This is a genomic window from Mesorhizobium sp. M0478 (genome assembly GCF_040321305.1).
Taxonomy (GTDB): domain Bacteria; phylum Pseudomonadota; class Alphaproteobacteria; order Rhizobiales; family Rhizobiaceae; genus Mesorhizobium.
In genome coordinates, this window is record NZ_JAMYRH010000001.1 from 32,807 (window position 1) to 44,641 (window position 11,835).

Consider the following 11,835-nt stretch of genomic DNA (forward strand, 5'->3'; position numbering starts at 1 on the left):
TTGGCCGCGGCGCGGACCATATCAAGACCATCGGGAAAAATGCCATCCGGGTTTTTCCAGTTTATGTCGCTCCAAAGAGGACAGTGTAACATGAGCCGAATGACGCCCTTCTCCAGCCCGCTTCTCCTTGGTTTCGATGCCATGGAAAAGACCCTGGAACGACTGGCGAAATCCGGTGACAGTTATCCTCCCTACAACATCGAGCGCCTCAGCGGTGCTGACGGCAAGGCCGAAAGGCTGCGCATTACGCTGGCTGTCGCGGGTTTCGCCGAAAGCGATCTCGATGTCACCACGGAGGAAAACCAGTTGGTCGTGCGCGGCCGTCAAACCGACGACACCGAGCGCGAATTCCTCCACCGCGGCATCGCCGCGCGCCAGTTCCAGCGCTGTTTCGTGCTGGCCGACGGCATGCGGGTGATCGCAGCGGAACTGAAGAACGGCCTTTTGTCGATCGATCTCGATCGGCCGGATACCGAACGGCTGGTACGGAAAATAAATATATCGGTGAAAGACTGATCTTTACCGATGGCTCTCATGCGGGATGGCCTTGAGCGGCGTCCTCGCGCCAAGGAGGCTTGAAATGACCAGAACTGACGAAACCATCATCATGACCAGCGGCGAATTCGCCCATCTCGGCGAAGGCTCGGTCGCTTATCTGCGCAAGGTCTCGAGCGACGAATTGCTCGGCCGCTTCCCCAATCTCGGCGAAATAGCGCCTGGTATGGTCCTGTGGGCCCTGTTTGCCGCCAACGGCCAGCCGATCCTGCTTTCGGATGCGAAAGACCGGGCTTTGGCCGGCGCCATGGAAAACGACCTGACCACTGTCGCCATTCACTAAGGCGACTGCTGGCGGTTGAAATGGAGAGGGCCGCCTTCGGCGGCCCCTGGAAGACTTAAATCCGAAGAACTTCAGGCGGCGTGCGAGGCCTGCGTGTCCGAAAGCAGTGCGTGGATGGCGACCGCGTCGCGCGTGCCTCTGATCTTGGCCACCGTGTCGGCGTCGCGCAAAACCCTGGCGATGCGCGACAGTGCCTTGAGGTGATCGGCGCCGGCGCCTTCCGGGGCCAGCAGCAAGAACACCAGATCGACCGGCTGGTCATCCAAGGCCTCGAAATCGACCGGCGTCTCCAGCCGGGCAAAGACGCCGGCGATGCGCTTCACCCCGGCGAGCTTGCCGTGCGGAATGGCGATGCCGTTGCCGACGCCGGTGGAGCCCAGCCGTTCGCGCTGCAGGATAGTGTCGAACACTTCGCGCTCCGGAATGCCGGAAATCGCCGCCGCTCTCTCGGACAGCAACTGCAGAAGCTGCTTTTTGGAGTTCGCCTTCAACGCCGGCAAGATCGCCGGAACGTTGAGAAGATCGCTCAGATCCATATTTGAAATCCCTTATTCGCCTGCCGTCACCAGTCCTCGCCCCTCGCGCGGCTGGCTATCATCTCTGTGCGACCATTGTCGTCACCTGTGCGACCATTGTCGTTGTCGTCACGCCTGTGCGACTTTGGTCGTCGACGGGTCGATCCAGCCGATATTTCCGTCCGGCCGCCGATAGACGATGTTGAGGTGGTCGTTTCCGGCGTTGCGGAAGACGAAAACCGGGCTGTCCTTGGTGTCGAGTTCGATGACCGCCGACGCGACCGACATGGTCTGCAGCGTCATGGTTGATTCGGCGACGATGGCCGGGGCGTAGTCCTCCGGAATGTCCTCATCGTCATCAGTCAGCGGCGCCATCACCGTATAGGCGATGTCGGTGATTTCGCCATTTCCATTGCCTGAATTGTGCGATTTCAGACGGCGTTTGTAGCGCCGCAGCCTGGTTTCGAGGCGGTCCGCGGCCGCCTCGAAGGCAAGTGTCGGATCCTGGGAATCGCCGGTTGCCTGCAGCGAAGCGCCGGAATCCAGCCTGATCATGCAATCGGCCGAGTAACGCGACCCCGATTTGATGACCGTGACGTGCCCTGAAAAACCGCGATCGAAATATTTTCCAATCGCCTCGCCGACACGATCGGTAATGCGCGTACGCAACGCATCGCCGATATCCATGTGTTTACCCGATATGCGCAATTTCATCTGAAAACTGACCTTCCTTGCTCAGGCTTCAAACTGGCCAGAGTTTATACTCGTGATCCGTGCGCACAAGCTTTGCGGCGTCAACTCGCGCCGATTTTAGATCCGAACTTTCCGGTTGATCACAATCCGCCTTCTTGGCCGTCCCGTGGCCTTCATCGTGACGGACCATCCGCATGCGGGCCGCGAGCCCGTCTCATGCGGGCGGGCTTCTAGACACTTCATTGCAGCTTGTCAATTAATGCATGTCGCCCAGAAGTGCGCTGCGGTTCTGGGACAACGACATGCATCAAAACAAAGACTTAAAGCGCGTCGTATGAATCCGTTTCAGCGCGATGCGCTTTAAGGTCGGAAAGTTGTGGAATCCAGCCATAGCAAAAGCCTTGCCGGGCAAGCAGACCTAGCGCCCCGCGCTCGCCAGAGCGCGCTTTTCACGCCGCCGCTGCACCGACGAGGGAATATTCATACCCTCCCGGTACTTGGCCACCGTGCGCCGGGCAATATCGACGCCGCTTTCCTTCAACATATCGACGATTGCGTCATCGGACAGCACATCGGCGGGCTTTTCCTCGTCGATCAGCTGCTTGATGCGGTCGCGCACCGCTTCCGAGGAATGCGCATCACCGCCGCCCGACGCCGCGATCGAAGCCGTGAAGAAATAACGCAGCTCGAACACGCCACGCGGCGTCAGCATGTATTTGTTGGCCGTCACCCGGCTGACGGTCGATTCATGCATGCCGATGGCATCGGCCACCGTGCGCAGGTTGAGCGGCCTGAGCTGACGCACGCCATGGACGAGAAAAGCGTCCTGCTGGCGCACGATTTCCGACGCCACTTTCAGGATCGTCTTTGCCCGCTGGTCGAGACTGCGCGTCAGCCAGTTGGCATTCTGCAGGCACTCGGCCAGGAAATCCTTCTCCGCCTGATTCTTCGCATGCGGCGAGACCTGGGCGAAATAGATGTGATCGACAAGCACGCGCGGCAGCGTCTCGGCATTGAGCTCGACCGTCCAGCTGCCGTCATTGGCGGCGCGGACTTCGACATCGGCGACGATGGCGTCGCTGGCGCCGCCCGAAAACGCCATGCCCGGGCGCGGGTCGAGCGCGCGGATTTCGGCCAGCATGTCGAGGAGATCCTCCTCGTCGACCCCGCAAAGCCGCTTCAGCGTCTGGAAATCGCGCCGCGCCAACAGTTCTAGGTTGCCGATCAGCGTCTTCATCGCCGGATCGAGACGTTCGCGCATGGCAAGCTGCAGCGACAGGCATTCGGCAAGGTCGCGCGCAAACAGGCCGACCGGCTCGAATGTGTGGCAGGCTGCCAGCACATTGGCCACCATCGCCTGATCGGCGCCGAGCCGTTTGGCGATCTCGGCGGGATCGGCGCGCAGGTAGCCGGCCTCGTCCAGGCCGTCGGCCAGTTCGGCTGCGATCAGCCTTGCGGCCGGATCGGCAAAGGCAAGCGCGATCTGCTCGCCAACATGCTGGCGCAGCGTGATCGCCGCGGCTGCCATGTCGCCGACGTCGAAGCCTTCGGAAGAACCGGACGAACTATTGCCGGTGGCCGACTTCCACTGCGCCGTCAGGTCCGGGCCGAGCCGCTCGCTGGTGCCGGGATCGTCGGGGAACAGATTTTCCAGCGAGCTGTCGAGCTTGTCGGAGATCGCTTCGGCGCTCCACGCCGTCTCGTTTTCGAACCAGTCGCCATCGGCGGCAGGCTCAGGAGCGGCATCGCCCTTCTGCACCTGGTCGCTTGCGGCGTCATCCTGGGGCTCGGCGCGCTCCAGCAGCGGATTGCGCTCGATCTCGTCGTCGATGAAGTGGTCGAGCTCGACATGGGTGAGCTGCAACAGCCTGATCGACTGCATCAGCTGCGGCGTCATCACCAGCGACTGGGATTGTCGTAGCTGTAGTTTCGCCGCCAACGCCATGGTTCGGTTTCAAACGCCCTTCTGCACCCGGAAGCCTACACATCAGAAGCTGCCGGAAAATGAATTTTTCCGACCTTCCATAGAAACTGGCCCGGCTTTTGCTTGTCAAGGCGAACGATGGCAAAAGGCCCCTACCGAAGCATTATCTCACGCAAAATCGGAGAAAAAAGCCCGGCGGGGCGGCAAAAATCACGTCAGGAAACTAATTTCACGCTCAGAGCGTGAAACCTTCGCCGAGGTAGAGCCGGCGCACATCGGGGTTCGCCACCACCTCGTCGGCACGGCCATGAGTCAGCACCTGGCCGGCATGGATGATGTAGGCGCGGTCGATGAGGCCGAGCGTTTCGCGCACATTGTGGTCGGTAATCAGCACGCCGATGCCGCGCGCCGTTAGATGACGAACCAGCTGCTGGATGTCGGCGACGGCAATCGGGTCGATGCCGGCGAACGGCTCGTCGAGCAGCATGTAGGCCGGGCGCGTCGCCAAAGCTCGGGCGATCTCAAGACGCCGCCGCTCGCCACCCGACAGCGACATGGACGGCGACTTCCGCAGATGGCTGATGTGAAATTCCTCGAGCAGTTCGTCGAGATTGCGCTCGCGCACCTTGCGGTCCTTCTCAACCACTTCGAGCACGGCGCGGATGTTCTGCTCGACATTCAGGCCGCGGAAGATCGAGGCTTCCTGCGGCAAATAGCCGATGCCGAGGCGGGCGCGGCGGTACATCGGCATCGAGGTGACGTCGAAACCGTCGATCTCGATCGTGCCCTCATCGACCGGCACCAAGCCGGTGACCATGTAGAAACAGGTGGTCTTGCCGGCGCCGTTTGGCCCGAGCAGCCCGACAGCCTCGCCGGCGCGCACGCCGATGGTGACACCGCTGACCACCTTGCGGCCCTTGTAGCTCTTGGTCAGACCCTTGGCGATCAGGGTGCCCTTGAACTTCGAGGAATCAACGGTGACTGTGGCCGGTGCTGCAAGTTTACTGGCCGCCCGTCCCGGAAGGCGGGTCAGCAGCGAAGACACGCCAGTCATTCGGGCTTCGGGGCCTCGGATTTCGGTGGCGGCGTCATCGACATGATGACGCGCCCGCCGCAGCCATCGACCTGAGCAAGGCCGCTTTTCATCTGCACGGTGAGCTTGCAGCCCTTGAGGACGTTGGGTCCTTGGGACAAGACGACCTCCTTGCCCGACAGAACTAGCACCTGCGTCTTCATGTCGAACGTGGCGTTGTCGCCGGTGGCGATCTGGTCATTCGACTTGATGTAGACTTTGTTCTTGACCACCAGATGGTCGATATTGGCCGAACCGGTCATCGCCGAAGCGCCGGCGGCAGCACCTTTGGCGGCGTTGGGGTCCTTGACGTAGTAGACCTCCATGCTGCCGGCCTTGAGCAGCGTTGGCCCTTGCGTGACGGTGACGTTGCCGCTGAACAGCGCCATGCTGTCGGCCTGGCGGACCTCAAGTTTGTCGCTCTCGATCTGGATCGGCTGGTCGCCCGACAGTTTGAGCCCGGACTGGCTGCTGGCGCTGGACTGAGCCCAGGACGGCGCCATACCCAGCAACAGCAAGGCCGAAGCTGCGGCGACAAGCCGTGCCGAATTACTGGGACGCATTCGTTTCTCCGCTCTTTGCCTCTGCCGCCTTCATAGTGGCCGGATCGATGTGAACGCTTACCTTGTTCTCGAAAACGATGACCTTGCCATTGTCTTCGACCGACATTGAACCCGCGGTGATCCGTGAGCCGTTACGGCTGACATCGACCGCATCACCTGTCTTCATAGAGCCTTTGCCCATATCGAGGAAGACCGATTTGAAGATGGCAGCGACGCCGTCGGTGGTGGTGACGGTAACGTCGCTGGTCATGTCCATCGTGTTGGCGTTTCTGTTGTAGATCCCGCGCTTGGCGTCGACGGTCGCCACATTGTCGGCCGTCAGCGGCAATTTGGCATGGATGCCTTCGAGTTCGATGATGTCCTGCTTGCCGACATCCTGGATGGCGCGCAAGGCCGTCAGCGAATAGGGCAGCTTGTCCTTGGTGAAGCCGTTGAGCTTCGGATTGGCCATCACCAGCTTGCCATCCGCGAAAGCGGTGCCGTCTGCCTGTATCGAAATGTTGATCGGCGCCGCCAGATAGGAATAGACCGGAAACGCAACCGCGATCCCGGCGGCAAGCACCGGCACGGCAAACTTAAGCACGCGCACGCGGCGCGAGTGGCGCTGGGCGCGGTCGAAGGCGTCGCCGCGCGTGCCCGCTGGCGCCGTGGGCGCCAAGGCCGCATCGGCATTGGTCGGTTCGTTCGATCGCGCAAGCATGACTGACTTCTAATAAACCCTTGTCCGCCAAAACACCTGCTATAGGTGGGTTGCCGGCCCCCGCAAGCAAGCACAAGCGGAGGAAAACCGCAAAAATGTGACGGCCGCTGTTTTACAGACGGAACTCAGGCGACACAATTTCGTCACTTCATAGCAGAAACGAACGCGCCGCGTCATTTTTTCCTGAAATGCCTCCGTCGTGAAGGTCGCTTCGTCGCAGGCTCTTGACGAAGAGGTAGCCGGGCGCGGACGCTTGCTTTAAAAGCATCGCTTCCCACCGACTGTGAGGCAGACCATGGCACTGAGAGCCGACGACCTGATCGACCGCCGCCGCTTGCGGCGCAAGCTGACCTTCTGGCGCGGCGCCGCCATTGCCATCGTGGCCCTTGGGGTGATTGCGCTTGCAAGCTGGTTCTATGGGGGCGACCTCGGCGGTTCTTCCGTCGACCACATCGCCAAGGTCAGGATCGAAGGCACCATCACCGAGGACGAGGAACTGATCAAGCGGCTGGAAACCATCCGCACATCCCCGCAGGTCAAGGGCGTCATCCTGGCGATCGATTCGCCCGGAGGCACCACGGTCGGCGGCGAATCGATCTACGAGGAGGTGCGCAAGCTTGCCGCCGACAAGCCGGTGGTGGCCGAGGTCGGCACGCTGGCCGCATCGGCCGGCTACATGATCGCCAGTGCCAGCGACCATATCGTTGCCCGCAAGACGTCGATCGTCGGCTCGATCGGTGTGCTCATCCAGTATCCCGATGTCAGCGGTCTGATGGACAAGGTCGGCATCAAGCTCGAGGAAGTGAAATCCTCGCCGCTGAAGGCATCGCCCTCGCCCTTCAAGCCGACCAATGAAGACGAGCGAGCCATGGTCCGCAAGCTCATCCTCGACAGCTATGACTGGTTCGTCGGCATCGTCGCCGAGCGCCGCAAAATGACCCGCGATCAGGCACTGGCCCTTGCCGACGGCTCGATCTTCACCGGCCGCCAGGGCCTTGCCAACGGTCTGATCGACGCTGTCGGCGGCGAGAGCGTGGCGATCGACTGGCTGGCGACCAAGGGTGTCGACGCCAAGCTCAAGGTGGTGGAATGGAAGGACACCGAGCGGCGTGGCGGCTTCCTGTTCTCGAAAGCAATAGCGCGCAGCGTCGGCAGCGCGCTCGGCCTGTCGGAGGCCGGCAGCGACGTGCTTCACGAAATTGGCGCGGATCGCTTGTTTCTTGACGGTCTCGTTTCCGTCTGGCACCCTTGATCTGCCGGTTGGGGCGAGTAAAAAAGCAAATAAAATCATCCTGATAATTTGACCGCAGCGCTTTCACGGGGACCTTTCTGATGATCAAATCCGAGCTTGTGCAGATCATTGCCACGCGCAACCCGCATCTTTTCCTGCGCGACGTCGAAAACATCGTGGGAGCGATCTTCGACGAGATCACCGATGCCCTGGCGGAAGGCAATCGGGTCGAGTTGCGTGGCTTCGGCGCTTTTTCGGTGAAGAATCGCCCTGCCCGCACCGGCCGCAACCCGCGCACCGGCGAATCCGTCGAGGTCGAGGAGAAGTGGGTGCCGTTCTTCAAGACCGGCAAGGAATTGCGTGAAAGGCTGAATGGCGGCAAGTAGGCGCGGACCAACGCGCCGGCGTTATCAAGGCCTGCCTTCTCCAGGGAATTTCTATGTTGAACCGCTTCATACTTATCGTGGTCTTCGTGCCGCTCGCCGTCATCCTGATCGCGCTGGCCGTCGCCAACCGCGAGCTGGTCGCCTTCACGCTCGACCCGTTCAACCCCGGCAATCCGAAACTGACGCTGACCTTGCCGCTGTTCATCTTCCTGTTCGTGGCGCTCGCCATCGGCATGGTCGTCGGCAGCCTGGCGACCTGGGTCAAGCAGGGCCGCTACCGCAAGCTGGCGCGCCAGCGCGGGGTCGAGGCCGAGAATTTGCGCCAGGCGGTCAGCCGTATACCCGCCGTGCAGCAGGGCGCGGCCGCCGGGCCGGCGCTGCCGAAGCCAACGGCCTGAAGCCGGCGCTTTTATCTTCGCGGAGTTTCCATGCTGACCATTTCGGCCGACGCTGTCGACCAGGCGCTGACCTTTCCCGGGCTGGTCGAGACATTGCGCGCGGCCTTCCGCGAGGGTGCTGTGCAACCCGTCCGCCATCATCACGGGGTCGAGCGGCCCGACGGTGCCACATCCACGCTGCTTTTGATGCCGGCGTGGACCGACTTCCATGCGGCCGGCACGTCGGTCGGGGGTCATATCGGCGTCAAGATCGTCACCGTATCGCCCGACAACAACGCCATCGGCAAACCGGCGGTGATGGGGCTCTACCTCCTGCTCAACGGCGCCACCGGCGAGCCCGAAGCGCTGATCGACGGCCAACGGCTGACACAGTGGCGCACCGCTTGCGCCTCGGCGGTGGCGGCCTCCTATCTCGCCCGCGAGGACGCATCGCGGCTTCTGGTGGTCGGCGCCGGCGCGCTGTCGCCGTTCCTCGCCAAGGCGCACTCCGCGGTGCGGCCGATCAAGACCATCCGCATCTGGAACCGCACGCCCGCCAATGCCGAAAAGGTCGCGGCTGATTTGCGCGCGGACGGTTTCAACGCCGAGGCCGCAAGCGATCTCGACGCCGAACTCGCCGAGGCCGACATCGTCTCATCGGCGACGATCACGACGACGCCGCTGGTCAAGGGTGCGCTGCTCAAGCCGGGCGCGCATGTCGATCTGGTCGGCGGCTTCACGCCGACCATGCGCGAGAGCGACGACGACGCGATCGCGCGCGCCCGCGTCTATGTCGACACCCGCGCCGGCGCCACCAAGGAAGCCGGCGACATCGTCCAGCCGCTCGCCTCCGGCGTGCTGAAGCCGGAAGCCATCGTCGCCGATCTGCATGAGCTGGCGCGCGGGGAAAAACAGGGCCGGCAGAGCCCCACTGAGGTCACGCTGTTCAAGTCGGTCGGCGCCGCCCTCGAAGACCTTGCCACCGGCATTGCCGTCTACAACGCGCTCAAGCAGTAGCGTCTGCCTGCACCGGCGCCGGCGCCGTTCCTGAGACCAAACTTCCTGACCGCCTCCGCGCTGCCCGCGCCTTGGTCCCATCCAAACATTAGGCGTAGAAGACCAAGCGACTGAGAAGCGTGGGGAAGCGGAACGGCGGCTTTCGGGCCAAATCGCCGCTTCGCGTACGTCAGTGGTGACCGACAAATCTACGGGCGTTTGAAAGAAACTAGAATTGTGAAAGCGAGGAGACCCAAGCCAACGCTTATTGGTACGGCTCTTGGCGAAATCCAGTCCATGAGTGACCCGGTTCCAGTCGATCCCATAACGCTGCCTATGGAGTAGGCCAAAGAAAAGCTGGCAGTTCCGGCTACTAACATCCCGCCCTCGAAGCGCTCGCCCAAGATTGTGAGGGCACAAGTGCTCAAGGCGAATGTTGCAACGCCGATTATAGCGAACACCACCAGGATAGCGGCCTCGGATTGCAAAAACGGGATTGCCAGGAACGCGACCGCTCCTAAAAGGCCGCAGCAGATCGTCACACCGGCACGCGATGTCTTGTCCAGCAACCATCCGACCAGAGGCTGGGCAAACGCGGTGGGAAGTGACAGCACGGTAATGGCGTATGCTGCGAAAGCTTCGGAGTGGCCGACGCGAACGAAGTAGACCGCCATGCCTGAAATCGCAGCAATATCGGCAAAGCCGAAGGCCAATTCGATCAGAACCAGAATGGGTGCGGCGCTGATAAATCGGAGCAGCGCGCCTGCCGGAGCGCGTTCAGGCAACGTCGGCTAAAGTTCCCGGCGATCCGCCGCTTTGGGGCAACGGCAGAGCATCTCGAATGTCTCGGAAGCTGCCGCTACCATGGTAGGAATGGCCGGTCAGTCGGCCTTCATGGCAGCGCCCATCGCCTCGGCGATCAGCGCGAAATCATGCGCCGTAATTTCGAACAGCCCAAAGCGCAGTTGATAACCCCAGTTCGATTTGCCCGCGGTGAAGTCGAGCTGCTCGAGCAGCGGCTTGATCGGCGCCTCCTCGGCCTTGGCCCATTCGACATCCCTGCGGAACGGCGTGAAGCCACCGCCCATGTCGCCCTGGTAAGGCTCGCCTTCGCGCACGGTGCCGATTGCCGTGAAGGCCTGCAGGCCGTCCTTCTCGCGCAGAATTGTGGTCGGCGAGTAGTAGATGATGCCGTCGCCGGGCTTGATGCGGCGCAAAGGTGCCGCCTTGCCGTGGTTGACCTGCATGAAGCCGGCCTCGCGGCCGCGCCGGACATGTTCGGCGGAAGCGACCGCGATCCAGTGCGCACTCATTTCTGTTCTCCATTGGCCTGTTCCCCATTGGCCTGTTCTCCGTCGTTCAGCCAGTAGACGCGCAGCCGGTGCTTGTCGGGATCGAGCGCAACGAAGGTGCGGCGAAGTCCATGTCGGTCGGCGTCTGCAGAACGGTCAAGCCGCGTCCTGCCCAGTCCGTGTAGGCGGCGTCCACCGCATCAGGCCGGTCCAACGCGAAGACGAGCTCCGCACCGCCGCCCGCGGCCGCGGCCGACGGCTCCACCGTGTGGCGCGACCACAGGCCGAGCTTGAAGCCATTGTCGAGCACGAACAGCACGAAGGTCGGCGACGTCTCCACCGGCTGGCGTCCCAGCAGCGCACCGTAGAAGGCGCCGCTCCGCTCCGGGCTGTCGACATAAAGGATGACGAAATTGGGGGTGTTCATGTCTGCTCTCCAGGTTTCGATTGGAGGAGCATAGGTGACCCCACTGTCAGATTCTGGCAGCAGCGTCTTGTGGGCGCGTGGAAAGGAGCATTAAGCGCCAGGCTGGCGCTCCGGTGCGTCCAGCGTCGCGCGCCATTCCTTCAGCAGCGCCTGCCGACGACGCGGATAGCGGATATCCGTGGTGTTGAGCCCCGACATCCGGTCGGCGCGAAAATGTCTGAAATCCTGCCGCGTCTCGCACCAGGCCACCACCACCCGCACCTTGTCGAAAAAGCCGAGCGCGAATGGCCAGATCAAGCGCTCGGAGGCGGCGCCGCCGGCATCGCGGTAAAGAAAGCCGAGTTTTCTCTCGTTGCGGATCGCCTGGCGCACCAGGCCAAGGTCGATGCTTTCGACAGCATCGCCGTGCGGCCCGACCAAAAGCGCGGTCGCATCGAGGTCCTCGCGCAGATCATCCGGCAGCACAGCGGCGATCTTGGCCAGCGCGTCGGTGGCGGCGGCCGACAGCCGCTTGTCCGGTTGTCTGGCAACCCAACGCGATCCCAGAACGATGGCCTCGATCTCCTCGTCGGTGAACATCAGTGGCGGCAGCATGAAGCCGGGTTTCAGCACATAGCCCAGCCCAGCCTCGCCCTCGATCGGCGCGCCTTGCCCCTGCAGCGTGGCAATGTCGCGGTAGAGCGTTCGGATCGAAACGTCCATCTCGCCGGCAAGCGTGCGACCGCTCACCGGCCGGCGATGCCGGCGCAGGATCTGGATCAGGTCGAGCAGGCGTTCGGAACGGGACATGATTCGAGATTTGCCTGTTTCCTCAGCGAGGT

At 62.3% G+C, this 11,835-nt stretch carries 15 protein-coding genes and 1 pseudogene; 6 read left to right on the forward strand and 10 right to left on the reverse strand.

The window, feature by feature from the left end:
• Window positions 1-90 precede the first annotated feature (90 nt).
• Window positions 91-516, forward strand: a complete 426-nt coding sequence (locus NKI64_RS00170; protein ID WP_023669741.1) for an Hsp20 family protein — start codon at window positions 91-93, stop codon at window positions 514-516.
• Between the two features lie 64 nt (window positions 517-580).
• On the forward strand, window positions 581-838 hold the full coding sequence (locus tag NKI64_RS00175) for a BQ00720 family protein (protein WP_023686566.1): 258 nt from the start codon (window positions 581-583) through the stop codon (window positions 836-838).
• Window positions 839-909: 71 nt separating this feature from the next.
• On the opposite strand, the gene ptsN is transcribed toward NKI64_RS00175, so the two are convergent.
• The 6 genes from ptsN to lptC form a co-directional block, all read right to left on the reverse strand.
• On the reverse strand, window positions 910-1,374 hold the full coding sequence (gene ptsN / locus NKI64_RS00180) for a PTS IIA-like nitrogen regulatory protein PtsN (protein ID WP_023669743.1): 465 nt from the start codon (window positions 1,372-1,374) through the stop codon (window positions 910-912).
• Window positions 1,375-1,482: 108 nt separating this feature from the next.
• Window positions 1,483-2,067, reverse strand: a complete 585-nt coding sequence (gene hpf, locus NKI64_RS00185; protein WP_023751408.1) for a ribosome hibernation-promoting factor, HPF/YfiA family — start codon at window positions 2,065-2,067, stop codon at window positions 1,483-1,485.
• Between the two features lie 397 nt (window positions 2,068-2,464).
• Window positions 2,465-3,991: an RNA polymerase factor sigma-54 gene (gene rpoN, locus NKI64_RS00190; protein WP_352666124.1), complete on the reverse strand. Its 1,527-nt coding sequence runs from the start codon at window positions 3,989-3,991 to the stop codon at window positions 2,465-2,467.
• Between the two features lie 214 nt (window positions 3,992-4,205).
• The gene (gene lptB / locus NKI64_RS00195; protein ID WP_023669746.1) at window positions 4,206-5,024 is read right to left on the reverse strand and encodes an LPS export ABC transporter ATP-binding protein; all 819 of its coding nucleotides are present in this window, start codon (window positions 5,022-5,024) and stop codon (window positions 4,206-4,208) included.
• A complete protein-coding gene (locus NKI64_RS00200; protein ID WP_023683069.1) occupies window positions 5,021-5,605 on the reverse strand; it encodes an LptA/OstA family protein in 585 nt (194 codons plus the stop codon). Before NKI64_RS00200 ends, lptB begins: the two co-directional genes overlap by 4 nt.
• Complete coding sequence (gene lptC, locus NKI64_RS00205) at window positions 5,592-6,305, reverse strand: LPS export ABC transporter periplasmic protein LptC (protein ID WP_023669748.1); 714 nt, start codon at window positions 6,303-6,305, stop codon at window positions 5,592-5,594. Before lptC ends, NKI64_RS00200 begins: the two co-directional genes overlap by 14 nt.
• A gap of 295 nt (window positions 6,306-6,600) precedes the next feature.
• Here lptC and sppA point away from each other — a divergent pair, with 295 nt between their 5' ends.
• From sppA to lhpI, 4 genes are all read left to right on the forward strand, one after another.
• Window positions 6,601-7,557 (forward strand): signal peptide peptidase SppA, encoded by a 957-nt coding sequence (sppA, locus tag NKI64_RS00210; protein WP_023686570.1) that lies wholly within the window; start codon window positions 6,601-6,603, stop codon window positions 7,555-7,557.
• Window positions 7,558-7,637: 80 nt separating this feature from the next.
• Complete coding sequence (locus tag NKI64_RS00215; RefSeq protein WP_006200394.1) at window positions 7,638-7,922, forward strand: integration host factor subunit beta; 285 nt, start codon at window positions 7,638-7,640, stop codon at window positions 7,920-7,922.
• A gap of 53 nt (window positions 7,923-7,975) precedes the next feature.
• Window positions 7,976-8,320: a lipopolysaccharide assembly protein LapA domain-containing protein gene (locus tag NKI64_RS00220; RefSeq protein WP_023669750.1), complete on the forward strand. Its 345-nt coding sequence runs from the start codon at window positions 7,976-7,978 to the stop codon at window positions 8,318-8,320.
• Between the two features lie 30 nt (window positions 8,321-8,350).
• Entirely contained in the window at window positions 8,351-9,316 is a 966-nt protein-coding gene (gene lhpI / locus NKI64_RS00225) for a bifunctional Delta(1)-pyrroline-2-carboxylate/Delta(1)-piperideine-2-carboxylate reductase (protein ID WP_352597568.1), read from the forward strand.
• 188 nt (window positions 9,317-9,504) lie between these two features.
• Here lhpI and NKI64_RS00230 read toward each other — a convergent pair whose 3' ends face one another.
• From NKI64_RS00230 to NKI64_RS00245, 4 genes and pseudogenes are all read right to left on the reverse strand, one after another.
• Complete coding sequence (locus NKI64_RS00230; RefSeq protein WP_023824626.1) at window positions 9,505-10,080, reverse strand: MFS transporter; 576 nt, start codon at window positions 10,078-10,080, stop codon at window positions 9,505-9,507.
• A gap of 96 nt (window positions 10,081-10,176) precedes the next feature.
• Entirely contained in the window at window positions 10,177-10,608 is a 432-nt protein-coding gene (locus tag NKI64_RS00235; RefSeq protein WP_023698201.1) for an EVE domain-containing protein, read from the reverse strand.
• Window positions 10,605-11,014: pseudogene (locus NKI64_RS00240) on the reverse strand (VOC family protein). The gene NKI64_RS00235 and the pseudogene NKI64_RS00240 overlap by 4 nt, the downstream one beginning before the upstream one ends.
• Window positions 11,015-11,104: 90 nt before the next feature.
• Window positions 11,105-11,803 carry a helix-turn-helix transcriptional regulator gene (locus tag NKI64_RS00245; protein WP_023686574.1) on the reverse strand — a complete coding sequence of 233 codons (699 nt, stop codon included), beginning with the start codon at window positions 11,801-11,803 and terminating at the stop codon, window positions 11,105-11,107.
• Window positions 11,804-11,835: the final 32 nt, after the last annotated feature.

What these genes read in the sequence shown, in the direction of transcription:
- NKI64_RS00170 (WP_023669741.1), top strand. Translation starts at nt 91, where the DNA reads ATGAGCCGAATGACGCCCTTCTCCAGCCCGCTTCTCCTTGGTTTCGAT.
- NKI64_RS00175 (WP_023686566.1), top strand. Translation starts at nt 581, where the DNA reads ATGACCAGAACTGACGAAACCATCATCATGACCAGCGGCGAATTCGCC.
- ptsN (WP_023669743.1), bottom strand. Translation starts at nt 1,374, where the DNA reads ATGGATCTGAGCGATCTTCTCAACGTTCCGGCGATCTTGCCGGCGTTG.
- hpf (WP_023751408.1), bottom strand. Translation starts at nt 2,067, where the DNA reads ATGAAATTGCGCATATCGGGTAAACACATGGATATCGGCGATGCGTTG.
- rpoN (WP_352666124.1), bottom strand. Translation starts at nt 3,991, where the DNA reads ATGGCGTTGGCGGCGAAACTACAGCTACGACAATCCCAGTCGCTGGTG.
- lptB (WP_023669746.1), bottom strand. Translation starts at nt 5,024, where the DNA reads ATGACTGGCGTGTCTTCGCTGCTGACCCGCCTTCCGGGACGGGCGGCC.
- NKI64_RS00200 (WP_023683069.1), bottom strand. Translation starts at nt 5,605, where the DNA reads ATGCGTCCCAGTAATTCGGCACGGCTTGTCGCCGCAGCTTCGGCCTTG.
- lptC (WP_023669748.1), bottom strand. Translation starts at nt 6,305, where the DNA reads ATGCTTGCGCGATCGAACGAACCGACCAATGCCGATGCGGCCTTGGCG.
- sppA (WP_023686570.1), top strand. Translation starts at nt 6,601, where the DNA reads ATGGCACTGAGAGCCGACGACCTGATCGACCGCCGCCGCTTGCGGCGC.
- NKI64_RS00215 (WP_006200394.1), top strand. Translation starts at nt 7,638, where the DNA reads ATGATCAAATCCGAGCTTGTGCAGATCATTGCCACGCGCAACCCGCAT.
- NKI64_RS00220 (WP_023669750.1), top strand. Translation starts at nt 7,976, where the DNA reads ATGTTGAACCGCTTCATACTTATCGTGGTCTTCGTGCCGCTCGCCGTC.
- lhpI (WP_352597568.1), top strand. Translation starts at nt 8,351, where the DNA reads ATGCTGACCATTTCGGCCGACGCTGTCGACCAGGCGCTGACCTTTCCC.
- NKI64_RS00235 (WP_023698201.1), bottom strand. Translation starts at nt 10,608, where the DNA reads ATGAGTGCGCACTGGATCGCGGTCGCTTCCGCCGAACATGTCCGGCGC.
- NKI64_RS00245 (WP_023686574.1), bottom strand. Translation starts at nt 11,803, where the DNA reads ATGTCCCGTTCCGAACGCCTGCTCGACCTGATCCAGATCCTGCGCCGG.